Source organism: Kocuria rosea (assembly GCF_006094695.1).
In the GTDB taxonomy this organism is placed as follows: Bacteria; Actinomycetota; Actinomycetes; order Actinomycetales; family Micrococcaceae; genus Kocuria; species Kocuria rosea.
The window spans coordinates 2,529,577-2,552,084 of record NZ_CP035103.1; the positions used below are offsets into that span (position 1 = coordinate 2,529,577).

The window sequence follows — 22,508 nt, forward strand, 5'->3', positions numbered from 1 at the left end:
CTTAGATCTCCATCCCGAAGTGCTCGCTGAAGCGGACGTCGCCCTCGACCATGTCGCGCATGTCGGGGACGTTGTTGCGGAACATCAGGGTCCGCTCGATGCCCATGCCGAACGCGAAGCCCGAGTACACCTCGGGGTCGATGCCGGCCGCGCGCAGCACGTTCGGGTGGACCATGCCGCAGCCGCCCCACTCGATCCACTGCGGCCCGCCCTTGGCGTTCGGGTGCCACACGTCCAGCTCGGCGGACGGCTCGGTGAAGGGGAAGTAGTTGGGCCGCAGCCGGATCTTCGCCTCCGGGCCGAACATCTGCCGGGCGAAGTGCTCGAGCGTGCCCTTGAGGTCGGCCATCGACAGCCCCTTGTCCACGGCCAGACCCTCGACCTGGTGGAAGACCGGGGTGTGCGTGGCGTCGAGCTCGTCGGTGCGGTAGGTGCGCCCCGGGACGACGACGTAGACCGGCAGCTCGCGGCTGAGCAGCGTGCGCATCTGCACCGGCGAGGTGTGCGTGCGCAGCACGAGGTGCGCCTCGGGCGGGTCCACGAAGAAGGTGTCCTGCAGCTCCCGGGCGGGGTGGTCGGGCTTGAAGTTGAGGGAGTCGAAGTTGTACCACTCGGACTCGACCTCGGGGCCGTCGGCGACCTCCCAGCCCATGGCCACGAACGTCTCGCCGACGCGCTCCATGAGGTTGGTCAGCGGGTGCCGCCCGCCCAGGCGCCGGCGCCGGCCGGCGGCGGTGACGTCCACGGCCTCCTCGACGAGGATCCGGGCGTCCCGCTCCTCCTCCAGCACCGTGGTGCGGGCGGCGACCGCCTGGTTGACGCGGCCGCGGGCCTGGCCGACCAGCTTGCCGGCCGCGGACTTCTGCGACTTGTCCAGGGAGCCGATCTGCCGGTTGGCCAGCGCCAGCGGGGAGCGGTCCCCCGCGTGGGCGAGCCGGACCTCCTTGAGCTCGTCGAGGTCCTGGGCGTTTCCGACGGCGGCCAGGGCCGCCTCCACGGCCGCGGCGACCGCGGCCTCGTCGGTCGGGTCGACCGCGCCGCTCGGGGCGGTCTCGGGTGGCAGTTCAGACATCAGCTGGCGACTTCTTCGGCTCGGGGACGGGGTCGTCCGCGCACGCCGTCCCACGGTCCGTGGGACATGGAGCACGGGAAAGCCCGGATCGGCACGGATCGCGGGCGTGTTCCAGTCTATGGCACGGGCCGCAGGGTCCGCCCACCGCTTCTCCGGCACGTCGACGGAGCGCGGCGCGGTCCGGCGCGGAGGAGTGCCGGCGCTGCCCCGCTGCTTCCGTGCCCGGGTGATCGCAGGCGTGGCGATCGTCGGCCCGGACGGGGTGCGCCGAGCGGATCTAGGCTGGTGCCATGACACCCGAACCGAGCCGGGCGGCGCGCCTGCGGCAGGTGTGGAACATGGCGAACCTGTCCACCCCGCTGGGGCTGCTGGTCGCCGCGGCCTCCCGGACGAAGCTGGTCCGCGGCCCGGAGGGGCTGATCCTGGGCTTCGGCTACCGGCCCCGGCTGCCCCGGGCCGGGGCGTTCACCGTGGGCAACGTGGTCCTGTTCCGCGCCGGGATCGACGACGTCGCGGCCCGCCCCCGGCTCGTGGCCCACGAGTCCCGCCACGCGACCCAGTGGGCGCAGTGGCTGGGCCTGCCCTTCCTGCCGGCCTACCTCCTGGCCGCGGGGTGGTCGGTGCTGCGCTGCGGGCACCCGGCGCACCGCAACCCCTTCGAGATCGGGGCCGGTCTCGCCGACGGCGGCTACGCCCCCGCCCCCCGCCACCACGGCTGACCGGCGCGCCGCCACCTGACCCGCTCCGGCCGGCACGGACCGGGTCAGCCCCGCAGGTGGTCCAGCAGGGCGTGCACGATCGGCAGGTCGGCCGGGATCCAGGGGAGCTCGAGCGCGGCGGCGGGGTCGGCGAGCGGGAGCCACCGCACGGCCAGGTGGTCCTCCCCCAGCACGGGCCGGGGGTCGCCGCCGGCGGCCACGGCCGTCCAGACCCGCATCGCCGCGGTGTCCTTGAGCGGCCAGCCCTGGGCGTGCGGTCCGCGCACCTCCGCGAGCAGCCGGACGTCCACGCCGAGCTCCTCGGCGCACTCCCGCACCAGGGCCTGCTCGCAGCTCTCGTCCGGCTCCTGTTTGCCGCCGGGGAACTCCCACAGGCCCCGCAGGGCCTCGGGGTAGGCCCGCTGCGCGGCGAGGAAGGCCGTGGGGCGGCGGGCGTCGTCGAGGAGGGCGGCGCCGACCACCTGGGTGCGGTACGCGGCGGGCAACGGAGCGGTCACGGGCTCAGCGCCCGTCCCCGGCGCCGGGGCGCCGCTGGGCCCGGGCCGAGGCGTAGAGGCACACGGTGGCGGCGGTGCCCACGTTGAGGGACTCCGCCCGGCCGTGCACCGGCACGGCGACGCGGTGGTCGGCCAGCGCCTTCTCCTCCTCCGACAGTCCCCGGGCCTCGTTGCCGAAGAGCCACACGGTGGGGCGCGCCAGGTCGTAGGGGGTGTCGACCCCGTCCGCGCCGGCGGCCCGGGCGGCGGAGGCGTCCTGGAGGCGGTCGAGGTCGACGTCCCCGTGGCCGTCGGCGGCCAGCACGCCGCACCCGGCGGCGCGGGCGGCCCCGAGCAGCGCGGGCAGGTCGGCGCCCACGACGACGGGCAGGTGGAAGAGGGAGCCGGCGGTCGAGCGCACGGTCTTGGGGTTGTAGACGTCCACGCTGCCGGCGGTGAGCACCACCGCGTCCGCGCCGGCGGCGTCCGCCGCGCGCAGCACGGTGCCGGCGTTGCCGGGGTCCTGGACCCGGGCCAGCACGGCCACGAGCCGCGGCCGGGCGGCGAGCACGGCCCCGAGGTCCGCGTCGAGGGGGCGGCACACGACGACGACGCCCTGCGGGGTCACCGCGTCGCTCATCGCGGCGAGGACCTCCCGCGTCACGAGGCGAACGAACACGGAGCGGTCCTCGGCCACACGCTCGAGGAGCGCGGCGATGTCCGGGTGGCGGCCCAGGGCGTCCTCGGTGACGTAGACGGCGTCCACGCACGGGGACTCCGGATGCCGGGCCAGGGCCTCGCGGGCGTTCTGCGGGCCCTCGGCGAGGAACAGCCCGCGCTTGGAACGCGCGGAGCGCCCGACCAGTCCCGCGACGTCCCTGACCCGATCGGCTCGGGGGTTGGACATCGGCTGGGCGGCCAGGCGCTCCGTGAGGTTCACTGCTCCGACTGTGCTCAGGCGGCGGCTTCGCGCGGCGCGGAGGTGTCCTCCGGCAGGGCGTTCTTCGCGATCTCGACCAGACCGGCGAACGCCTGCTGGTCGTTCACGGCCAGCTCGGCGAGCATCCGGCGGTCGACCTCCACCTCGGCGGCCTTGAGGCCCTGGATGAAGCGGTTGTAGGTCAGGCCGTTGGCGCGGGCCGCGGCGTTGATGCGCTGGATCCACAGCCGGCGGAAGTCGCCCTTGCGCTTCCGGCGGTCGTTGTAGCTGTAGACGAACGAGTGGGTGACCTGCTCCTTCGCCTTGCGGTACAGGCGCGAGCGCTGGCCGCGGTAGCCGGAGGCCTGCTCGAGGATTTCCCGGCGCTTCTTGTGGGCGTTGACCGCCCGCTTCACACGTGCCACGTGTGTACTCCTTCACTTCGGTCCCGGCCGCGCGGCCGGGAGGTCAAATCTGTGCGGGGCGGGGAGTCGGACTCCCCGGGGGATGCGGTGGGGACTACTTGCCCAGCATCTTCTTGATGACCTTGGCGTCGCCGGGGGCCACGATCTGGTCGGAGGCCAGGCGGCGGGTCAGCCGCGAGGACTTGTGCTCCAGGTAGTGGCGGCGGTTGGCCTGCTGGCGCTTCACCTTGCCGGTACCGGTGAGCTTGAAGCGCTTCTTCGCCCCGCTGTGGGTCTTCATCTTCGGCATGTGGCCGCTCTCCTTGCGTTTCTTCCGGTGGTGGCCACCGGAGGGCACGGCGACGTCCGCCGCACCTCCACGGTGCCCCTGGGTGCAACCGGGACCGGCTGCGCGCCGCGGGGCGCTGTCAGTTCTGCTCCGCTCGCGCGGAAGGTCGTGCGCCGCTCAGGCCTGGGGCCCGGGCTTGGCGCCCGGCTTGGGACCGGGCCGGGGAGCCTTCGGCGCCGCGGCCGGGGCCGTGGGCGCCGGGGCCTTCGGGGCCGGCGGCTTCGGGGCGGCCTTCGGCGCCGGGGCCTCGACGACCTCGGGCGCCTCCGCGACCTCGGGCTCCGGGGCCTCGACGGCCTCGGGCGCCTCCGGCTCGGCGACCTCGGGCTCGGGGGCGGCGGCCTGCGCCGTCTCCGGGACCTCGGGCTCCGGGGCCGGCTGCTGCACCGGTTCCTCGGCCTGCCCGGCCCGTTCGCGCAGTTCGGCCGGGAACGCGTCCCCGATCGACTGGGTCACGGGCGCCGCGGAGGACGTGTCGATCTTGTCCTTCGCCTTGCGCTCGTTCTCGGCCTTCGCCTCGTCGCGCTGCTTCTGGCGGCGCGCCTCGGCCTTGGCCTCGGCCTTGTTCTTCAGCGGGCCCACGACCATCACCATGTTGCGGCCGTCGACCCGGGGGCTCGACTCGACCGCGCCGACCTCCGCGACGTCGTTCGCGAAGCGCTCGAGCAGGCGGACGCCCATCTCGGGGCGCTGCTGCTCGCGGCCGCGGAACTGGATCATGGCCTTGACCTTGTCGCCGGCCCCGAGGAACCGCTTGGCGTGGCCGACCTTGGTCTCGTAGTCGTGGGTGTCGATCTTGAGCCGGAACCGGACCTCCTTGAGGACCGTGTTCGTCTGGTTCTTGCGCGACTCCCGGGCCTTGACCGCGGCCTCGTACTTGTACTTGCCGAAGTCCATGAGCTTGGCCACCGGCGGCTTGGCGTTGGGCGCCACCTCGACCAGATCGAGATCCGATTCGCGGGCCAGCCTCAGTGCGTCCTCGACGCGGACGATGCCGACCTGCTCGCCTGCGGGTCCGACGAGACGGACTTCGGGGACTCGGATTCTGTCATTGATACGTGGATCGCTAATGCCGTGCTCCTGATGTTCTGCGTGGTCGCCCGGAGGTTTCCGGGGACCTCATGGTTCGGTCCGGTCCGCAACGACAAAAAGCCCCCGCTGCGGTCGGCAAGCGGAGGCTCATCGGTGCGCCACCCGGGGGTGGCGCGCTGCGTGACGGAGCGGACGCGGGAACTCCCGGCCGTGCCGTCGTGCGGACGATGTCGTCGCGGACCCGGCGGCCGTGATCAGGTCGTCCGAGCGGATCGGGGACCGTGGCCGGCGCGGGTGGGAGTCTCCTCCACTTGCACACTGCCGACCAGTCTAGCCCATGGGCCGCCGGTTCGGGAAACGGCGGGCGTGCGCGCTGTCACTCGTCCTCGGTGCTGTGCAGGGCCCGGCGGGCCGAGAGCAGCTCCGTCTCCGGGCGGGCGGCGACGAAGCGCTCGACGTCGTCGAGGACCTCGACGAGGCGGGCGGCGTCGACCGCGACCACGGCGGTGCCCACCAGGGCCCGGCGGTGGAGCTCCAGGTGGCCGACCTCGGCCGCGGTCACGGGGAACCTGCGGCGCAGCTCCGCGACGAGGGGCCGCACCACGGAGCGCTTGCCCTTGAGGGAGTGCACGTCCCCCAGGAGCACGTCGAACTCGATCCACCCGATCCACACGGCGTCCCCGCCTCCTCCCGGCCGTCCCCCGGCCTCCCCAGCAGGATAGTGCCGGCGGGGCCGGGACGGTCCGGGCGGCGGACAGCGGTGTGGCAGAGTTGGGACATGACTTCCGAGAACACCTTCCGCTTCGACGACGACGCCGCACGGTCCGGCCAGGAGATCCCGCAGGAGACGGTCAGCGCCGTCGACGAGCAGATGCGCGACATCGCGGAGGTCCCCGCCATCGAGGTCATCACGACCGCGGCCGTGCACCTCATGAGCGCCGCCGCCGTGAAGTGCGGTCTCGCCGCCGGCGAGGACGCGGAGGAGCTCAAGGACCTCGACGAGGCGCGCAAGCTCATCACCGCGCTGGCCGGCTTCGTCACCGCCGCGGCCCCGGAGATCGGCTCGCAGCACGCCGCTCCGCTGCGCGACGGCCTGCGCACCCTGCAGCTCGCGTTCCGGGAGGCCTCGCGCTACCCGGACGCCCCCGGCCAGGGACCCGGCGAGCGGTTCACGGGTCCCGTCACCTGAGGACCGTCACCCCGCGTGCCGCGGGCTGATCCGGGTTCCCCGGGTCAGCCCGCCGTCGTGAGACGCAGCTGCATCGAGTCCACGTCCTCCGCGAGGGCCGGCTCGACGCTCAGCCGGGCCTGGAAGCGGGCGACGACGTCGTCCAGCTGCGCCCGGTCGAGCCCGGCGCGCAGGGACAGCACCACGGCCAGCTCGGGGCCCGCCCCGCCGCCCCGGACGACCACCCCGTCCGCGGCGCGCACGGCCACCCCGTCGCCGGGGGCCGTCCCCACGCCGAGCACCCCGGGCAGGTCCTCGGCGCAGCGCCGCACGGCCGCCCCGACCGCCGGGCTGCGGTAGGAGGGCGTCCAGGTCCTGCCCTGGGCCAGCGCCCAGAGGGCCGGGCGGCGCACGACGAACGGGAGCTCCGTGCCCGGGTCGAGCACGAGCAGCTGGGTGCCGTCCTTGACCGCGGCCACGGCCGCCCGGCGGACGTCCGTGGCCACCGGCCGCGCCCGGTCGTGCCAGTGCGCGAGCGCCGCGGTGGACGTGAAGACCGGCAGCACCTGCCGGCCGTCCGCCGCCCGCAGGGACACGAGGGCCATGTCGGCCTCCTTGTCGGCCACCAGACCGGCCTCGGTCACGGTCGAGGCCGAGACCTCGGCCACGACGGGCACGAACACCCGGGTCCCGGCCAGCGCGGCGACCACCGCGGACTCGTCCCCCCTCCCCGCGCGCAGGTCCTCGAGGGCCTGCAGCACGGCCGGGGCGGCGGCGCCGTCGTCGTCGGGGAAGCGGTGGGTGTGGCTGGTGCCCTCCCCCAGGTCGCGCCCGGCCCAGGCCTGGCCGCCGGTGTCCTCCGTGCCGCCCGCGCCCGCGAGCTGGGCGGCGATGTGCGCCGGCAGGGGCCGCCCGGTCACCGCGCTCCCGGCCGGCCCGCCACGTCGAGGGCCTCCTCGAGGGTGAAGCGGCCCGCGTAGAGGGCCTTGCCCACGATCGCGCCCTCGACGCCGGAGGGCACCAGGGTGCGCAGGGCGGCGAGGTCCTCGAGGGAGGAGATCCCCCCGGAGGCGACCACGGGCTTGTCGGTGCGGGTCGCGACCTCCTGCAGCAGCTCCAGGTTGGGGCCCTTGAGGGTGCCGTCCTTGGTGACGTCGGTGACCACGTAGCGGGCGCAGCCGTGCTCCTCGAGGCGGTCCAGGACCTCCCAGAGGTCCCCGCCCTCCTCGGTCCAGCCGCGGGCGGCGAGCACGGTGCCCCGCACGTCGAGGCCCACCGCGATGACGTCGCCGTGCTCGGCGATGACCTTCTGCGTCCACTCGGGGTTCTCGAGGGCCGCGGTGCCCAGGTTGATCCGCGCGGGGTCCAGGGACAGCGCCCGCTCCAGCGAGGCGTCGTCGCGGATGCCGCCGGACATCTCGACCTTCAGCTCCAGCTCGGCGGCCACGCGGCGGAGGACGTCGATGTTGTCGCCGCGGCCGAAGGCGGCGTCGAGGTCCACGAGATGGATCCACTCGGCGCCGGCCTCCTGCCACGCGAGGGCGGCCTCGAGCGGGTCGCCGTAGCCGGTCTCGGAGCCGGCCTCGCCCTGGACCAGGCGCACGGCCTGGCCGTCCGCGACGTCGACGGCGGGCAGCAGCTGGAGGCGGGGGGTCTCGCTCAGGGACATGGGTTCTCTTCTCTCGGTGCTCGGGTGCGGGTGTGCGGACGTTCGGGGTGGGCCCGGGGCTCAGCGGCCCTGGAACCAGGCGTACCAGCCGTAGCCGACGAGGGCCGCCGCGACGGCGGCCAGGAGGACGACCGTCCACAGCGGCTTGCGCTGCTGGTGGAACGAGATGGCGCCGCCGGCGACGAACGCCCCGAGCACCATGACGACGACGGCCGCGCTCACGCGGCGCCGTCCTGGCTCTCCAGGGTCGGCCGGCCGGCCAGGGTGTCCCCGCCGAGGGGGTCGCCGGCCTTGAGGTGGTCGAGGCGTCCCGTGCGAGGCAGGGTGCCGAGCCAGTTGCGCAGCAGCTGGATGCCCGCCTCGGAGGACTTCTCGGGGTGGAACTGCGTGGCGCACAGGGCCCCGTTCTCCACAGCGGCGATGAAGCGCCCGCCGTGGTCGGACCAGGTGACCTGCGGCGGCCGCATCTTCTGGATGCTCTGCGGGAAGTCCCACTCCTGCACCCCGTAGGAGTGCACGAAGTAGAAGCGCTGGTCCTCGATGCCCCGGAACAGGACGCTGCCCTCGGGCGGGTCGACCGTGTTCCAGCCCATGTGCGGGACGACGTCGGCCTTCAGCCGTTCGACGACGCCGGGCCACTCGCCCATGCCCTCGGTCTCCTGGCCGTGCTCCACCCCGGAGTCGAAGAGGACCTGCAGGCCCACGCAGATGCCCAGCACGGGCCGTCCGCCGGCGAGGCGGCGGCCGATCAGGCGCAGCGCGTCCACGGAGCGCAGGCCGTCCATGACGGCGGCGAACGCGCCGACGCCGGGGACCACGAGGCCGTCGGCGTCGAGCACCGCCTCGGGGTCGGCGCTGAGCACCACGTCCGCGCCGGCGGCCTCGAGGGCGCGCACGGCCGAGCGCACGTTGCCGGCGCCGTAGTCGAGGACCGTGACGGTGGGCCGGGCGGCGCCGTCGGTCGCGGCGGTGCCGTCGGCGCTCACAGGGCCCCCTTCGTGGACGGGATGCCGCGGACCCGGGGATCGGGCTCCACGGCCTGGCGCAGCGCGCGGGCCAGGGCCTTGAACTGGGCCTCGGCGATGTGGTGCGGGTCCCGGCCGGCCAGCAGCGTGACGTGCAGGCAGATCCCGGCGTGGTGGGCCAGGGACTCGAAGACGTGCTGGACCATGGAGCCGGTGAAGTGCCCGCCGATGAGGTGGTACTGCTGGCCCTCCGGCTCGCCGGTGTGCACCGCGTAGGGCCGGCCGGAGATGTCGACCACGGCGTTGGCCAGGGCCTCGTCCAGCGGGACGGTGGCCTCGCCGAACCGGCGGATCCCGGCCTTCTCGCCCAGCGCCTGGCGCAGGGCGTCCCCGAGGACGATCGCGGTGTCCTCGACGGTGTGGTGGACGTCGATGTGGGTGTCCCCGGTCGCCCGGATCCGCATGTCGATCAGGGAGTGCTTCGACAGCGCGGTGAGCATGTGGTCGTAGAAGGGCACCGAGGTGTCGATGTCGTTCTCGCCGGTGCCGTCGAGGTCGATCTCGACGGACACCGTGGACTCGCTCGTGCGCCGCTCCAGGGCGGCGCGGCGGGGCGCACGGGTGCCGGTGGTGGTCTGGTCGCTCATTCGGTGGGAACTCCTCGCGGGCGCGGCACGGCCGTCGGTGGGCCGCGGATGGTCCGGGCCGGGACGCACGGCGGCGCCCCGGGCCCGGTGGTGGTGGTCTGCCTCCATGCTATCCGGGTCGGGAGGACCCGGCCCCGGGGCCCCTCAGCCGGCGGAGACGATCCGCTCCATGCTGGTCAGGAACGCGGTGGTCTCCTCCTCGGTGCCGGCGGTGACGCGCAGGTGGCCGGGGATCCCGACGTCCCGCACGAGCACCCCGTCCTCGAGCAGCTCCCCCCACACGGCCCGGGAGTCCTCCATGCCGCCGAAGAACACGAAGTTGGAGTCCGACTCGGCCGGCTCCAGCCCGATCCGCTTGAGCTCGTCGACGATCCGGTCGCGCTGGACCTTGATGTCCTCCACGTTGGCCAGCAGCGACTCCGAGTGGCGCAGGGCCGCCAGGGCCGTGGCCTGGGTGACGGCGGAGAGGTGGTACGGCAGCCGGACCAGGCGCACGGCGTCGGCGACCTCCGGCGCCGCCGCGAAGTAGCCGAGGCGGGCGCCGGCGAGCGCGAACGCCTTGCTCATGGTGCGGGAGACGATCAGCCGGGGCCGGCCCTCGAGCAGCGTGAGCGCGGTGGGGGTGCCGCCGTGGGAGAACTCCGCGTACGCCTCGTCGACCACCACGACGGTGCGGAACTCCTCCCCCGCCTCGTACACGGCGGTGACCACGTCCGAGCCCAGCGCGGTGCCGGTCGGGTTGTTGGGCGAGCAGAGGAAGACCACGTCGGGGCGGTGCCGGCGCACCTGCTCGGCCGCGGACTCCGCGGACAGGCCGAAGTCCGCCGCCCGCTCCCCGGCGACGAAGCCGGTGTGCGTGCCGGAGGCCAGCAGCGGGTACATCGAGTAGGTGGGGACGAAGCTGAGCAGGGTGCGGCCCGGGCCGCCGAAGGCCTGCAGGATCTGCTGCAGGATCTCGTTGGACCCGTTGGCCGCCCACAGGTTCCCGGGCCCGAGCCCGTGGCCGAGGTACGCGGCGAGCTCCTCGCGCAGGGCGGTGAACTCGCGGTCCGGGTACCGGTTGAGGGTCCAGGCCGCCTCGGTGACCTCCCGGACGATCGCCGCGTGCACGTCCGCCGGGACCGGATGGGTGTTCTCGTTGGTGTTGAGCGCCACGGCGACGTCGAGCTGCGGGGCGCCGTACGGCGTCTTGCCGCGCAGGTCGTCGCGGAGCGGGAGGGCGTTGAGTCGGTCCAGGTTCTGCGTCACCCGGACAGTTTAGTGCTCCGCCCGGGGCGTACAGATCGGGGCGTACAGATCGGGGTGTACAGAGCGGGGCGTGCTGATCGGGCGGGCGGCTCAGGTGGCCGGGACCTCGAGGAGCTGGCCGGCCACGAGCACGGAGCTGTCCAGGTCGTTGAGCTCCACGATTTCGTCCATGACTTCCCGCGGGTCCCGGTCCGGATCGGCCGCCACGGCGAGCTCCCAAAGGCTCTGCCCGGGGAACACGGTGGTCTGCTCGGTCCCGGAGCCCGGGACGGGTGCGCTCGTGGCCGTGGCCGTCGAGGGGACGAGGAAGATCACGGCGAGCACCACCAGGGCGGCGGAGCCGGCCAGGACGGGCAGCCCCAGGAACACCAGGCGGCCGCGGCGGGTCAGGGTCAGCGGGGTGCGGGACGCGGAGCGGGCGGGACGGGCCCGCCGGAGCGCACGGCCGAGCCCCCGGGCGGATCCTGCGGACTCGCGGCGGCGGGCGACGACGGCGGTGAGGGTGGCACTGGCACTCATGACATGAACTCCTTGACGTTCCCGCACGGAGCGGGCGATCTCGAACACCGGTCCGGTCGACGACCCTCGCGGGCCTCCATTCGATCGAACATACTTTCGAATACCGATGACCCATGTCTAGCACGTGTCTGCGAATGCTGTCGACAGCGGGTCGTACATATGTTTGAACACACACGGCGTGTCGCCTAGGCTGAGGACAGGTCCGGGCCCCCGGCCGGCGCGCGCTGCGGATCCCCTGCGCCTGCCGACCGGGACCCATCGAACCACCCGGGTCCGACATCGGAACCGGGACCGCGCAGACCGGCTGCGGCACCTGCAGCCGGACGGGAAAGGACGACGCTCCCATGGCCCAGCCCCCCACCCCCGAGGAGCCCCGCGCCCAGGGCGCCCGCCCCGGGGCACGCTCGCGCAGCCGCGGGCTCACCGTGCGCCAGCGCACCATCCTCGAGGCCATCCAGCGCTCCATCGCCGAGCACGGCTATCCGCCGTCCATGCGGGAGATCGGGGACCTCGTGGGCCTGGCCTCGCTCTCCAGCGTCACCCACCAGCTCGCCCAGCTCGAGAAGCTGGGCTATCTGCGCCGCGACCCCAAGCGCCCGCGGGCCATGGAGGTGCTCACTCCCCTGCAGCTGCGCGGGACCGACGGGGCGGAGTCCGCCGAGCCGTCGCAGGAGGCCCCGGCGCCACCGGCGGGCCGGACCGCTCGTCCCGCCGCCCAGAACGCCGTGGCCGAGCTGTCCACCTCGGCGGACGTGACGATGGTCCCCCTGGTGGGCCACATCGCCGCCGGCGGGCCGATCACGGCCGAGCAGTCCGTGGAGGACGTCCTCGCGCTGCCCCGCCAGCTGGTCGGGCACGGCGAGCTGTTCATGCTGCGCGTCAAGGGCGACTCGATGATCGACGCCGCGATCTGCGACGGCGACTGGGTGGTGGTGCGCCGGCAGAGCGCCGCCGACAACGGTGACATCGTGGCCGCCCTGCTCGACGACGAGGCCACGGTCAAGACCTTCCGCCAGCGGGACGGCCACACCTGGCTGCTGCCGCAGAACACGCGCTACGAGCCGATCCTCGGCGACCACGCCACCGTGATGGGCAAGGTCGTCTCGGTGCTGCGCAGCCTCTGAGCCGCCGCACGCCCCGGCACCCGGGCCCTCCGCCGCCGGTGGGGGGGCCCGTTGCCGTCCGGGCCGGCCGCCGTCCGGACACCTCCTGCTGTCCGCACCCCGTGCGGGCCCGGCGCGGTCCGGGGAGACCCCGGGCGTCCGCCGGACGTGCTCAGCCCACGGAGAGCCGCTGCAGGGCGCCGAGCACCACCTGGCGGTCCGTGGTGGTCCACAGCGGCGGCAGGGACCCGCGGAGGAAGCCGCCGTAGCGGGCGGTCGCGATCCGGGAGTCCAGGATCGCCACGACGCCCCGGTCCCCGCCCGCGCGGATGAGCCGCCCGGCCCCCTGGGCGAGCCGCACGGCCGCGTGCGTCGCGGACACGGACATGAACCCGTTGCCGCCGGCCCGTTCCGCGGCGCGGCTGCGGGCGCTCGCCAGCGGGTCGTCCGGGCGCGGGAAGGGGATCCGGTCGATCATCACGAGCCGGCACGAGGCCCCCGGGACGTCGACGCCCTGCCACAGGCTCATCGTGCCGAACAGGCTCGTGGCCGGGTCGTCGGTGAACTCCTGGACGAGTCCCGCGAGCGAGGACTCCCCCTGGCACAGGATCGGCAGGTCGGTGCGCCCGCGGAGCGCCTCGGCCGCCTCCTCCGCCGCCCGGCGGGAGGAGAAGAGCCCGAGGGCCCCGCCCCTGGAGGCCTCCAGCAGGGCCAGCATCTCGTCCAGCTGGGCCTCCGTGAGCCGGCGGCCGGGCTTCTCCAGGTGCTTGGCGAGGTAGAGGATGCCCTGCTTCGGGTAGTCGAACGGGCTGCCGACGTCCACGCCCTCCCAGCGCGGGGCGCCCTCGCCCCGCAGGCCGAGGGCGCCGGCGGCGGAGTCGAAGGACGAGCCGACGGACAGGGTGGCGGAGGTGAGGACCACGGTGCGCCCGTCGAAGAGCCCCTCCCGCAGGGTGCCGGCCACGCTGAGCGGGGCCACGTGCAGGGTCGCCGGGTCGGTGTCCTCCGCGGGCACGTAGCCGCGGCCCGGCTCCCAGCCGCCCTGGCGCGAGATCCACAGCACCTCGCGGTGCTCCTCGGCGGCGAGGATCCGCTCGGCCAGGTCGAGGACGTCGCTCACCCGGGAGCGGGCCATCTGCCGGCCGGCGTCCCCGTCCTTCTCCCCGGGACCGGCCTTGGACTCGGTCATCACGGTGCGGGCGGCGTCCCGGATCTGGGCCACGGCCGCCGCCTGGGCGTCCCCGAGGCCGCGGTGCAGCAGCTCGGCGGGAGCGCCCATCAGGGCGGCCTCGAGGTTGGCGGCCCCGGCGGTGAGCGAGTCGGGGCTCGCGGAGGTGTGCTTGCGCGCGGACGCGGCGGCCGAGCGGACCATCGCCGCGGAGAGCTGTCCGGTGACGGCGCCCGTCACCCGGTCCTGGAGCTCGTGGGCCTCGTCGATGACCACGACGTCGTGCTCGGGCAGCACCGTGATGCCCTCGAACGCGTTGATCGCGAGCAGGGCGTGGTTGGTGATGACGATGTCGGCCTCACCGGCCCGCTGCTTGGCGAGCTCCGCGAAGCAGTCCTCGACCAGGGGACAGCTGCGGCCCAGGCACTCCTTGGCCGTGACCGACACCTGGCGCCAGGCGCGGTCGCTGACCCCGGGGAGCACCTCGTCCCGGTCGCCGGTCCCGGTCTCGCGGGCCCACTCGCGCAGGCGCTGGACCTCCTGCCCCAGCCGCCCGGGGTTCTCGGCGGCCTCGGGCTGCGGCGGGCCGGGGTGCGGGGCGGCGTCGGGCAGCGCGAAGAGCGCGCCGGGCTCGTCGTCGGACGGGTAGCCGCCCTCGATCTTGTGCAGGCACGCGTAGTTGCTACGGCCCTTGAGCAGGGCCACGTCCACGTCCCGCTCGAGCTCGCCCTCGAGGGCGGCCAGCAGGCGCGGCACGTCCCGGCCGACGATCTGCGACTGCAGCGCGAGCGTCGCGGTGGCCACGACCACCGGCTTGTCCGCGCGCTGGGCGTGCTCCACGAGCGGGGCCAGGTACGCGAGGGACTTGCCGGTGCCGGTCCCCGCCTGGACCAGCAGGTGCCGGCCCCGGTCCAGGGCCTCGGCCACCTTGGCGGTCATCAGCCGCTGCCCGTCCCGGACCTGCCCGCCCATCGCGGTCACGGCGGTGTCCAGCAGGGCCAGGGAGTCCTTGGCCCCGGGCAGGGTCTCCGGGCGCACGCCCGAGACGTCGTGCCCGGACTCGTCCACGAATGCGGCGGCCACGCGCTCAGGCGCTCTCGGCGCCGAAGCCGGGAGCGCGCTCGGGGGCGAACTCCGCGAGCTCGGCCGCGAGGTCCTCGCGGACCTTCACGAGCAGGTGGGTGCCCTCGGGCAGGTGCTCGGTGCGCAGGATCTCCGCGTCCCAGTCGTGCAGCCGGCTGACCACGTCCCCGCGCTGGTAGGGGACGAGCAGGTCCAGCACCGTCTCGGGCCGCGGGATGGACTCGCTGATCCGCTGCCGCAGCTCCTCGATGCCCTCCCCGGTGCGGGCCGAGACCACCACCACGTTGCGCTCGCGCTGCTTGATCCGCTCGACCACGAACGGGTCGGCGGCGTCCACCTTGTTCAGGGCGATGATCTCGGGGATGTTCTGCGCGTCGATGTCCGTGAAGACCTGGCGCACCGCGCGGATCTGGCCCTCCGGGTCCGGGTGGGAGGCGTCCACCACGTGCAGGATGAGGTCGGAGTCGGCGACCTCCTCCAAGGTGGAGCGGAACGCCTCGACGAGCTGCGTGGGCAACGACCGGACGAAGCCGACCGTGTCCGAGAGCGTGTAGCCGATGCCGTCCGGTGTCTGCGCGCGGCGGACCGTGGGGTCCAGGGTGGCGAACAGGGCGTTCTCCACGAGCACGCCCGCGTCCGTGAGCCGGTTCAGCAGCGAGGACTTGCCCGCGTTGGTGTAGCCGGCGATCGCCACCGAGGGCACGGAGTGGCGGCGGCGGTTGAGCCGCTTGGTCTCGCGCGCCGGCTTCATCGCGGCGATCTCACGCCGCAGCTTGGCCATGCGGGTGCGGATGCGCCGGCGGTCCAGCTCGATCTTGGTCTCACCGGGGCCGCGGGAGCCGATGCCCTCACCGGCGGCGGCGCGACCGCCGGCCTGGCGGGACAGGGACTCGCCCCAGCCGCGCAGGCGCGGGAGCAGGTACTCGAGCTGGGCGAGCTCGACCTGGGCCTTGCCCTCCTTGGACTTGGCGTGCTGGGCGAAGATGTCGAGGATCAGACCCGTGCGGTCGATGACCTTGACCTTCACGACGTCCTCCAGCCCGCGCCGCTGGGAGGGGGCGAGCTCGGAGTCGACGACGACGGTGTCCGCGCCGGTCGCGGCGACGATGTCCCGCAGCTCCTTGGCCTTGCCCGAGCCCAGGTACGTGGCCGGGTCCGGCTTGAGCCGGCGCTGGACGATGCCGTCCAGCACCTCGGAGCCCGCGGTCTCGGCGAGCGCGGCCAGTTCGCGCAGGGAGTTCTCGGCCTCCGCGAGCGTGCCCTCCGTCCACAGCCCGGCCAGCACCACGCGCTCCAGGCGCAGCTGGCGGTACTCGAGCTCGGTGACGTCCTCGAGCTCGGTGGACAGGCCCGCGACGCGGCGCAGCGCGCGGCGCTCCTCGAGGTCCTGCTGGTCGCCGTCGTGGACGGTGTGCCCGTCCTCGGCGTCGGCCAGCTCCCGGGCCCGGCCGGAGAACCGGCCCGGCGCGGTGGAGTCGTCCTCGGGGGCGGTGTCCTGCCCGGCGGCCTGCTCCCGGGCCCGGGCCCGGGACAGCACGCGCTCGACGACGTCCTCCAGATCCTGCCGGCTCAGGCCGTTCTCGGGCTCCGCGGCGTCGCGGGGCTCGGCAGGGGTTTCACGGGGGTGGGTCATGGTTCCTTTCGGACGGGATGCTGATCAGTACATTCTAGTGGCGGAGCCGGACATCCCGGCGTCGGAGCCGGGCGTCCCGGCGGGGTCCGCGCCGGTTCCCGGTGCGTGCGGGGCGGGCGCTGTCGGTAGCATGGGGCGCTATGGCACCGCCTCCCGACTCCCCCGATCCCGTGGCCGGCCCGGCGACCCCCAACCCGGGGACCGAGCACTACTTCTCCGAGGACCCCTCGGTCCCCGAGGTGCGGCGGTCCGTGGCCGTGCGGCTGCGGGGGCGGGAGGTCTCGCTGCAGACCTCCAACGGGGTGTTCAGTCCGCGGGGTCTCGACAAGGGAACGTCCGTGCTGCTGGAAAATGTTCCCGACCCCGCCGGGGCGGAGCTCCTGGACATCGGTTGCGGGTGGGGCCCGATCGCGCTGAGCCTGGCCGGGGCCGCCCCGGGGGCCCGGGTCACGGCCGTGGACGTCAACGAGCGCTCGCTCGGGCTCACCCGGGACAACGCGGCGGCCCTGGGCCTGACCGGCGTGGAGGCGCTGCTGCCGGAGCAGGTGCCCGCGGAGCGGCGCTTCGACACCATCTGGTCCAATCCGCCCATCCGGATCGGCAAGCAGCAGCTGCACGAGCTGCTCCTCCAGTGGCTGCCGCGGCTGGCCGAGGGCGGCACGGCGTGGCTGGTGGTGCAGAAGAACCTCGGGGCGGACTCGCTGCAGAAGTGGCTCGGCACCGCGCTGGGCGCCGCCTTCCGGGTCTCCCGGCACACGACCGACAAGGGGTTCCGGGTCCTGCTCGTCGAACGGCGGGACTGAGCGACCGGCACCGGGCCGCCCCCACAAACCTCGGGCCTCAGGCCTCAGGCCTCGGGCCTCAGGCCTCAGGCCTCAGGCCTCAGGCCTCAGGCCTCAGACGAAGGTGCCGTCGGCCACCAGCACGGCCGGTCCGGCCAGCACCACGTGCTCGGCGCCGTCGGGCGCCGGGACGAACGTCACGGAGACGATCCCGCCGGGCACCTGCACGAGCCACTGGTCGGGGGCCGTGGCGCCGACCCAGAAGCGGGTCGCGGCCGCCGCGGCGCACGCGCCCGTCCCGCAGGACTGGGTCTCGCCCACGCCGCGCTCGTGCACGCGCATCCGCACCCGGCCCACGCCGTCGTCGTCGCCGTCGGCGGGGACCACGAACTCGACGTTGGTCCCGTCCACGGGCTCCGGGCGCACGACGGGGGCGGTGTGCAGCCCGAGCTGGTCCAGCTTCTCCCCCTCCGCGAGCGCCACGACGGTGTGCGGGTTGCCCATGCCGATCGACAGCGCGGGGCGGGGCACCTTCAGCCCCTCGGCGGTCACGACGGCGTCCGAGCCGCGGGACCGGGCCGCGTCCCCGTCGAGGAAGGTCCACGGCCCCATGTCCACGGCGTAGCCGGAGTCGGTGCGGGCCACGGTCTTCACCCCGGCGCGGGTGCCGATGCGCAGCACGTCCCCCTCGGGGACCGCGGCAAGGCCCCGCTGGAGCAGGTAGTGGACGAAGACCCGGACCCCGTTGCCGCACATCTCGGCGACGGAGCCGTCGTTGTTGCGGTAGTCCATGAACCACTCGGCGTCCGGCGCGGCCTCGAGGACGGCCCGCCCCTCGGGGATCGCCTCGGAGCGCACGGCGCGGATCAGCCCGTCCCCCCCGATGCCGCGGTGGCGGTCGCACACCAGGGTCACCAGCTCGGCGTCCAGGGCCAGCTCCGCGTGCGGGTCGGTCAGCAGCACGAAGTCGTTGCCCGTGCCGTGGCCCTTGGCGAAGGCGCGGCCCCGGAGCTCCCCCCAGGGGCCGGCGTCGGCGCCGGGGGCGGTGTCCGGGGCGGGGCGGGTGTCCTCGTGCTGGGCGGTGGGGCTCTGGGCGGAAGTCACCCGGCCATGATACGCGGACCCGGCCGCCGGTCCGCGGTCCGGCCCGCGGTTCAGCCCCCGGCCGCGACCCGTTCGACGACGTCCACGGCGCGCCCCGCGAGGCCGGGCGCGGACGGGTCCAGCCAGTGCACCCGGGGGTCCGCACGGAACCAGGTCCGCTGGCGGCGGGCGAAGCGGCGGGTGGCCACCACGGTGGCCTCGACCGCCTCCGCCACGGTGGCGCGGCCGTCCACCACGTCCAGGAACTGGCCGTAGCCCAGGGCCCGGGAGGCCGTGCGCCCCTCGCGCAGCCCGCGGGCCGCCAGGGCGCGCACCTCGGTCTCCAGGCCGGCCTCGACCATGGCCCCGACCCGGCGGGCGAGCCGGTCGTGCAGCGCGGCACGCTCGAGGTCCAGACCGATCTGCACCGTGGGCTCCACGTGCTCGCGGCGGGGCATGAAGGACGTGAACGGGCGGCCCGTGAGCTCCCACACCTCCAGGGCGCGCACCAGCCGCCGCTCGTCCTGCAGCCGGGCGGCGGACGCCGGATCCACCTGGCGCAGCCGCTCCCGCAGGGCACCGGGGCCCCGCGCCGCGAGCTCGTCCTCGATCCGGGCCCGCACCGCGGGATCGGTGCCGGGCAGCTCGAGCACGTCCAGGGCCGCGCGCACGTAGAGCCCCGAGCCGCCCACCAGGACGGGGACCCGGCCGCGGGCGCGGATCTGCGCGAATCGGGTCCGGGCGGCGCCCTGGAAGTCCGCGACCGAGGCCTCCTCCGTGACGTCGAGGACGTCGAGGAGGTGGTGGGGCACCCCGCGCCGCTCCTCCGCGGTCGCCTTGGCGGTGCCGATGTCCATCCCGCGGTAGAACTGCATGGAGTCGGCGTTGACGACCTCCCCGCCCAGCCGCAGGGCGAGCTCGACGCCCAGGGCGGTCTTGCCGGTGCCCGTGGGCCCGACGACGGCGAGAACCGGCAGCTCCGAGCGGGTCACCGGACGGGGAGGCCCGGCATGCCCAGGCTCACGGGCCCGGGACCGGCGGCGCCCGGGGCGGCGGGGACCCCGCAGGACTCGGCCTGGCGGCGGTCCCAGGCGTCCCCGGCCCGCGAGCGCCGCAGCGCGTAGTCCTGCGGGGACCGGGGGTCGGCGACGAGGTGGTAGGCGGCGGCGCCAGTGACGCCGACCGTCACGAAGTCGCCGGGCCGCGGGACCTCGGCGCCCTCCGGGACGGAGAAGTGGACGAGCCGCTGGTCCCGCGCGCGGCCCGAGAGCCGGTGGGTCTGCTCGGACTTCTTGCCGGCCTCCGCGGTGACGAGCAGCTCGACCTGCCGGCCGACCACCGCCCGGTTCTCCTCCGCCGCGATCCGGTCCTGCAGCGCCACCAGCCGCTCGAAGCGCTCCTGCACCACGGCCTTCGGCACCTGGTCCGCCATCTCCCCCGCGGGGGTGCCGGGCCGGACGGAGTACTGGAACGTGTACGCCGAGGAGAAGCGGGAGGCCGCCACGACGTCGAGGGTGGCCTGGAAGTCCTCCTCGGTCTCCCCCGGGAAGCCCACGATGATGTCCGTGGTGATCGCGGCCTCCGGGATGCGCTCGCGGACCGTGTCCAGGATCCCGAGGAACCGCTTCGAGCGGTAGGAGCGGCGCATCTCCTTGAGGATCCGGTCGGAGCCGGACTGCAGGGGCATGTGCAGCTGCGGCATGACGTTGGGGGTCTCCGCCATGGCGTCGATGACGTCGTCGGTGAACGCGGCCGGGTGCGGGCTGGTGAAGCGCACGCGCTCCAGGCCCTCGATCTGCCCGCACGCCCGCAGCAGCTTGGCGAACGCCCCGCGGTCCCCGAACTCCACGCCGTAGGAGTTCACGTTCTGCCCCAGGAGCGTGACCTCGACCGCCCCGTCGTCCACGAGGGCCTGCACCTCGGCGAGGACCTCCCCGGGCCGCCGGTCCTTCTCCTTGCCGCGCAGGGACGGGACGATGCAGAACGTGCAGGTGTTGTTGCAGCCCACGGAGATCGAGACCCACCCCGAGTAGGCGCTGTCCCGCTTGGTGGGCAGCGTCGAGGGGAACACCTCGAGGGCGTCGAGGATCTCCAGCTGCGCCTCGGCATTGTGCCGCGAGCGCTCCAGCAGGGCGGGCAGGGAGCCGATGTTGTGGGTGCCGAAGACGACGTCCACCCACGGCGCCCGCTCGAGGATGGTGTCCTGGTCCTTCTGCGCGAGGCAGCCGCCGACGGCGATCTGCAGGTCCTTGTTGCGCTTCTTGGCGGGCACGAGCTGGCCGAGGTTGCCGTAGAGCTTGTTGTCGGCGTTCTCGCGCACGGCGCACGTGTTGAACACCACGAGGTCCGGCTCGCCGCCGGCGGCGGGGACGTAGCCGGCGGCCTCGAGCAGGCCCGTGATCCGCTCGGAGTCGTGGACGTTCATCTGGCACCCGAACGTGCGCACCTCGTAGGAGCGCGGGGCGGGCGCGCCGGAGGACGCGGTCGGGTCCGGGGAAAGGGCTGCGGGGGTCGACATCACCGGACAATTGTACGGGGCGGTCCCGGTCACGGGGTCTCCGGGTGTTCCTCGCCCATCTCGTCGTCCCGGACCGCGGCACCGGAGCGCGCCTCGAGCTCCTCCTTCACCACGGCGAAGGCCAGCCCGGGCGGGTAGCCCTTGCGCCCGAGCATCCCGACCAGCCGCCGCACGGCCTTGTCCCGCTCGGCGCGGTCGGTGAGCTCGGCCCCGGCGGGGAGCTTGCGGCGCACCAGCTCGGCGGCGTCCGCCCGCTCGTCCTCGTCGGTGCGCTGCTCGAGCGCCGACTCGGCGATCTCCCCCGTGACGCCGCGGGTGGCCAGCTCCCGCCGGATCGCGGACCGGGAGAGCTTGCGGGAGCCGGCCCGGGAGCGGACGTAGAGCTCCGCGAACTGGGCGTCGTCGACGAGGTCGACCTCCTCGAACCGGTCCAGCACCTCCCGGGCAACGTCCTCGGGGACGTTGCGGTCGGCGAGCTTGTCCTCGAGCTGCTTGCGGCTCTTCGCCGAGGCGGTGAGCTGGCGCAGGACGATCGCCCGGGCCACCTCCCGGGCGTCCGGCTCGGGGTCCTGGGCCGGGGACGACGACGCCGCCGGGCCCTCCGGCCCGCGGTGGCGGGCGGAGGACCGGCGGCGCCGGCGGTCGTACGGGCTCTCGGTCACGGACCCGCTCAGAAGGCCGGGCCGGCGACCTCGGTGGGCAGCCCGGTCACGGGCTGCTCCTCCGCGGTCTCCTCGGCGGTCTCCGGCTCCTCGACGACCCCGAGCTTCACCAGGATCCGGCGCTCGATCTCCTCGGCCAGCTCCGGGTTGTCCTTGAGGAACCGGCGCGAGTTCTCCTTGCCCTGCCCCAGCTGGTCGCCCTCGTAGGTGAACCACGCCCCGGACTTCTTGACGATGCCGTGCTCCACGCCCATGTCGATGAGCCCGCCCTCGGTGGAGATGCCCTCCCCGTAGAGGATGTCGAACTCGGCCTGCTTGAAGGGCGGCGCCATCTTGTTCTTGACGATCTTGGCGCGGGTCCGGTTGCCCACCGGGTTGGCCCCGTCCTTGAGGGTCTCGATGCGGCGCACGTCCACGCGGACCGAGGCGTAGAACTTCAGCGCCTTGCCACCGGTGGTGGTCTCGGGGCTGCCGAAGAACACCCCGATCTTCTCGCGCAGCTGGTTGATGAAGATCGCGGTGGTGTTCGAGTGGGAGAGCCGGCCGGTGATCTTGCGCAGCGCCTGGCTCATCAGGCGGGCCTGCAGGCCCACGTGGCTGTCGCCCATCTCGCCCTCGATCTCGGCCTTGGGCACCAGGGCCGCCACCGAGTCGATGACGATGATGTCGATGGATCCGGAGCCGACGAGCATGTCCATGATCTCCAGGGCCTGCTCACCGGTGTCCGGCTGCGAGACCAGCAGGCTGTCGGTGTCCACGCCGAGCTTCTCGGCGTAGGAGGGGTCGAGGGCGTGCTCGGCGTCGATGAAGGCGGCGATCCCGCCGGCCTTCTGGACGTTGGCGACCGCGTGCAGGGCCACGGTCGTCTTGCCGGAGGACTCCGGGCCGTAGATCTCCACGACGCGCCCGCGCGGGAACCCGCCGATGCCCAGCGCGACGTCCATCGCGATGGACCCGGTGGGGATGGTCTCGATCTTGGTCGCCGGACGGTCGCCCAGGCGCATGACCGAGCCCTTGCCGTAGTTCTTGTCGATCTGCGCGAGAACGGTCTCGAGAGCCTTCTCGCGGTCGCTGCCGAACTGCTGGTCGGCGCTCTGCTTGTTGCTGCCCTTGGCTGCCATGGTCCACCTCGTGTTCGGGGGGTTCCGCCGGTGCGGCCGGAACCGTTGCTGCTGGTCTTTTCGTGTTCCACGGTATCGCCGTGGTCGGACACCGTAAGGCTTCGCGCGGGGCCTGGGGAGGAGCGGGAACCACTCTCCCGGGACGGACCGGGCTGTGCAGTCCGCGAC

Annotated in this window: 25 protein-coding genes; 4 read left to right on the forward strand and 21 right to left on the reverse strand. The window is 74.2% G+C overall.

Annotated features, from left to right (window positions below; all coding sequences use genetic code 11):
• Window position 1: 1 nt before the first annotated feature.
• A complete protein-coding gene (gene pheS / locus EQG70_RS11650) occupies window positions 2-1,072 on the reverse strand; it encodes a phenylalanine--tRNA ligase subunit alpha (RefSeq protein WP_035929629.1) in 1,071 nt (356 codons plus the stop codon).
• Window positions 1,073-1,362: 290 nt separating this feature from the next.
• Here pheS and EQG70_RS11655 point away from each other — a divergent pair, with 290 nt between their 5' ends.
• Entirely contained in the window at window positions 1,363-1,791 is a 429-nt protein-coding gene (locus EQG70_RS11655) for a DUF4157 domain-containing protein (RefSeq protein WP_031282707.1), read from the forward strand.
• 44 nt (window positions 1,792-1,835) lie between these two features.
• Here EQG70_RS11655 and EQG70_RS11660 read toward each other — a convergent pair whose 3' ends face one another.
• The 6 genes from EQG70_RS11660 to EQG70_RS11685 all read right to left on the reverse strand — a co-directional run bounded on the left by EQG70_RS11660 (window position 1,836) and on the right by EQG70_RS11685 (window position 5,644).
• Entirely contained in the window at window positions 1,836-2,288 is a 453-nt protein-coding gene (locus EQG70_RS11660; protein WP_237740428.1) for a (deoxy)nucleoside triphosphate pyrophosphohydrolase, read from the reverse strand.
• Window positions 2,289-2,292: 4 nt separating this feature from the next.
• Window positions 2,293-3,207 carry a TrmH family RNA methyltransferase gene (locus EQG70_RS11665; protein ID WP_232035316.1) on the reverse strand — a complete coding sequence of 305 codons (915 nt, stop codon included), beginning with the start codon at window positions 3,205-3,207 and terminating at the stop codon, window positions 2,293-2,295.
• A gap of 14 nt (window positions 3,208-3,221) precedes the next feature.
• A complete protein-coding gene (gene rplT / locus EQG70_RS11670) occupies window positions 3,222-3,611 on the reverse strand; it encodes a 50S ribosomal protein L20 (protein WP_031282709.1) in 390 nt (129 codons plus the stop codon).
• Between the two features lie 94 nt (window positions 3,612-3,705).
• Complete coding sequence (gene rpmI, locus EQG70_RS11675) at window positions 3,706-3,900, reverse strand: 50S ribosomal protein L35 (protein WP_017832891.1); 195 nt, start codon at window positions 3,898-3,900, stop codon at window positions 3,706-3,708.
• 156 nt (window positions 3,901-4,056) lie between these two features.
• A complete protein-coding gene (infC, locus tag EQG70_RS11680; protein ID WP_051063737.1) occupies window positions 4,057-5,010 on the reverse strand; it encodes a translation initiation factor IF-3 in 954 nt (317 codons plus the stop codon).
• Between the two features lie 337 nt (window positions 5,011-5,347).
• On the reverse strand, window positions 5,348-5,644 hold the full coding sequence (locus EQG70_RS11685) for a DUF503 domain-containing protein (RefSeq protein ID WP_109268713.1): 297 nt from the start codon (window positions 5,642-5,644) through the stop codon (window positions 5,348-5,350).
• A 105-nt stretch (window positions 5,645-5,749) separates the two neighbouring features.
• Between EQG70_RS11685 and EQG70_RS11690 the strand changes: the two genes are divergently transcribed.
• The gene (locus EQG70_RS11690) at window positions 5,750-6,160 is read left to right on the forward strand and encodes a DUF1844 domain-containing protein (protein ID WP_017832894.1); all 411 of its coding nucleotides are present in this window, start codon (window positions 5,750-5,752) and stop codon (window positions 6,158-6,160) included.
• Between the two features lie 44 nt (window positions 6,161-6,204).
• On the opposite strand, the gene EQG70_RS11695 is transcribed toward EQG70_RS11690, so the two are convergent.
• The 7 genes from EQG70_RS11695 to EQG70_RS11720 form a co-directional block, all read right to left on the reverse strand.
• Window positions 6,205-7,059 (reverse strand): SseB family protein, encoded by an 855-nt coding sequence (locus EQG70_RS11695; protein WP_109268712.1) that lies wholly within the window; start codon window positions 7,057-7,059, stop codon window positions 6,205-6,207.
• Window positions 7,056-7,808, reverse strand: coding sequence for a bifunctional 1-(5-phosphoribosyl)-5-((5-phosphoribosylamino)methylideneamino)imidazole-4-carboxamide isomerase/phosphoribosylanthranilate isomerase PriA (gene priA, locus EQG70_RS11700; protein ID WP_017832896.1), 753 nt, complete (start codon window positions 7,806-7,808; stop codon window positions 7,056-7,058). The genes EQG70_RS11695 and priA overlap by 4 nt, the downstream gene beginning before the upstream one ends.
• A gap of 60 nt (window positions 7,809-7,868) precedes the next feature.
• Window positions 7,869-8,030 carry a hypothetical protein gene (locus EQG70_RS18145; protein WP_017832897.1) on the reverse strand — a complete coding sequence of 54 codons (162 nt, stop codon included), beginning with the start codon at window positions 8,028-8,030 and terminating at the stop codon, window positions 7,869-7,871.
• Entirely contained in the window at window positions 8,027-8,794 is a 768-nt protein-coding gene (gene hisH / locus EQG70_RS11705; RefSeq protein WP_017832898.1) for an imidazole glycerol phosphate synthase subunit HisH, read from the reverse strand. The genes EQG70_RS18145 and hisH overlap by 4 nt, the downstream gene beginning before the upstream one ends.
• Complete coding sequence (gene hisB, locus EQG70_RS11710; RefSeq protein WP_017832899.1) at window positions 8,791-9,420, reverse strand: imidazoleglycerol-phosphate dehydratase HisB; 630 nt, start codon at window positions 9,418-9,420, stop codon at window positions 8,791-8,793. The genes hisH and hisB overlap by 4 nt, the downstream gene beginning before the upstream one ends.
• 144 nt (window positions 9,421-9,564) lie before the next feature.
• The gene (locus tag EQG70_RS11715) at window positions 9,565-10,668 is read right to left on the reverse strand and encodes a histidinol-phosphate transaminase (RefSeq protein ID WP_017832900.1); all 1,104 of its coding nucleotides are present in this window, start codon (window positions 10,666-10,668) and stop codon (window positions 9,565-9,567) included.
• Between the two features lie 90 nt (window positions 10,669-10,758).
• Window positions 10,759-11,187 carry a hypothetical protein gene (locus EQG70_RS11720; protein ID WP_109222402.1) on the reverse strand — a complete coding sequence of 143 codons (429 nt, stop codon included), beginning with the start codon at window positions 11,185-11,187 and terminating at the stop codon, window positions 10,759-10,761.
• A 425-nt stretch (window positions 11,188-11,612) separates the two neighbouring features.
• Here EQG70_RS11720 and lexA point away from each other — a divergent pair, with 425 nt between their 5' ends.
• Window positions 11,613-12,311, forward strand: coding sequence for a transcriptional repressor LexA (lexA, locus tag EQG70_RS11725; RefSeq protein ID WP_126347017.1), 699 nt, complete (start codon window positions 11,613-11,615; stop codon window positions 12,309-12,311).
• Between the two features lie 151 nt (window positions 12,312-12,462).
• Here lexA and EQG70_RS11730 read toward each other — a convergent pair whose 3' ends face one another.
• Window positions 12,463-14,541, reverse strand: coding sequence for an ATP-dependent DNA helicase (locus EQG70_RS11730; protein ID WP_017832903.1), 2,079 nt, complete (start codon window positions 14,539-14,541; stop codon window positions 12,463-12,465).
• 4 nt (window positions 14,542-14,545) lie between these two features.
• Window positions 14,546-16,174 (reverse strand): GTPase HflX, encoded by a 1,629-nt coding sequence (hflX, locus tag EQG70_RS11735; RefSeq protein ID WP_017832904.1) that lies wholly within the window; start codon window positions 16,172-16,174, stop codon window positions 14,546-14,548.
• Window positions 16,175-16,314: 140 nt separating this feature from the next.
• On the opposite strand from hflX, the gene EQG70_RS11740 reads away from it, so the two are divergent.
• Window positions 16,315-16,977: a class I SAM-dependent methyltransferase gene (locus EQG70_RS11740; protein ID WP_017832905.1), complete on the forward strand. Its 663-nt coding sequence runs from the start codon at window positions 16,315-16,317 to the stop codon at window positions 16,975-16,977.
• A gap of 93 nt (window positions 16,978-17,070) precedes the next feature.
• Here EQG70_RS11740 and dapF read toward each other — a convergent pair whose 3' ends face one another.
• Genes dapF through recA form a run of 5 tightly spaced genes read right to left on the reverse strand, consistent with a single transcriptional unit; the run spans window position 17,071 to window position 22,340 of the window.
• Window positions 17,071-18,060 carry a diaminopimelate epimerase gene (gene dapF, locus EQG70_RS11745; protein ID WP_109268710.1) on the reverse strand — a complete coding sequence of 330 codons (990 nt, stop codon included), beginning with the start codon at window positions 18,058-18,060 and terminating at the stop codon, window positions 17,071-17,073.
• Between the two features lie 50 nt (window positions 18,061-18,110).
• A complete protein-coding gene (gene miaA, locus EQG70_RS11750; protein ID WP_109268709.1) occupies window positions 18,111-19,031 on the reverse strand; it encodes a tRNA (adenosine(37)-N6)-dimethylallyltransferase MiaA in 921 nt (306 codons plus the stop codon).
• Window positions 19,028-20,557: a tRNA (N6-isopentenyl adenosine(37)-C2)-methylthiotransferase MiaB gene (gene miaB, locus EQG70_RS11755; RefSeq protein WP_109268708.1), complete on the reverse strand. Its 1,530-nt coding sequence runs from the start codon at window positions 20,555-20,557 to the stop codon at window positions 19,028-19,030. Before miaB ends, miaA begins: the two co-directional genes overlap by 4 nt.
• A gap of 29 nt (window positions 20,558-20,586) precedes the next feature.
• Window positions 20,587-21,219: a regulatory protein RecX gene (locus tag EQG70_RS11760; RefSeq protein ID WP_035929674.1), complete on the reverse strand. Its 633-nt coding sequence runs from the start codon at window positions 21,217-21,219 to the stop codon at window positions 20,587-20,589.
• Between the two features lie 8 nt (window positions 21,220-21,227).
• Entirely contained in the window at window positions 21,228-22,340 is a 1,113-nt protein-coding gene (gene recA / locus EQG70_RS11765) for a recombinase RecA (RefSeq protein ID WP_017832910.1), read from the reverse strand.
• Window positions 22,341-22,508: the final 168 nt, after the last annotated feature.

Bases quoted from the DNA above. Each gene is read 5' to 3' on its own strand.
- rpmI (WP_017832891.1), bottom strand. From the start codon at position 3,900: ATGCCGAAGATGAAGACCCACAGCGGGGCGAAGAAGCGCTTCAAGCTC.
- EQG70_RS11740 (WP_017832905.1), top strand. From the start codon at position 16,315: ATGGCACCGCCTCCCGACTCCCCCGATCCCGTGGCCGGCCCGGCGACC.
- priA (WP_017832896.1), bottom strand. From the start codon at position 7,808: ATGTCCCTGAGCGAGACCCCCCGCCTCCAGCTGCTGCCCGCCGTCGAC.
- hflX (WP_017832904.1), bottom strand. From the start codon at position 16,174: ATGACCCACCCCCGTGAAACCCCTGCCGAGCCCCGCGACGCCGCGGAG.
- EQG70_RS11690 (WP_017832894.1), top strand. From the start codon at position 5,750: ATGACTTCCGAGAACACCTTCCGCTTCGACGACGACGCCGCACGGTCC.
- miaB (WP_109268708.1), bottom strand. From the start codon at position 20,557: ATGTCGACCCCCGCAGCCCTTTCCCCGGACCCGACCGCGTCCTCCGGC.
- hisB (WP_017832899.1), bottom strand. From the start codon at position 9,420: ATGAGCGACCAGACCACCACCGGCACCCGTGCGCCCCGCCGCGCCGCC.
- EQG70_RS11720 (WP_109222402.1), bottom strand. From the start codon at position 11,187: ATGAGTGCCAGTGCCACCCTCACCGCCGTCGTCGCCCGCCGCCGCGAG.
- EQG70_RS11655 (WP_031282707.1), top strand. From the start codon at position 1,363: ATGACACCCGAACCGAGCCGGGCGGCGCGCCTGCGGCAGGTGTGGAAC.
- pheS (WP_035929629.1), bottom strand. From the start codon at position 1,072: ATGTCTGAACTGCCACCCGAGACCGCCCCGAGCGGCGCGGTCGACCCG.
- recA (WP_017832910.1), bottom strand. From the start codon at position 22,340: ATGGCAGCCAAGGGCAGCAACAAGCAGAGCGCCGACCAGCAGTTCGGC.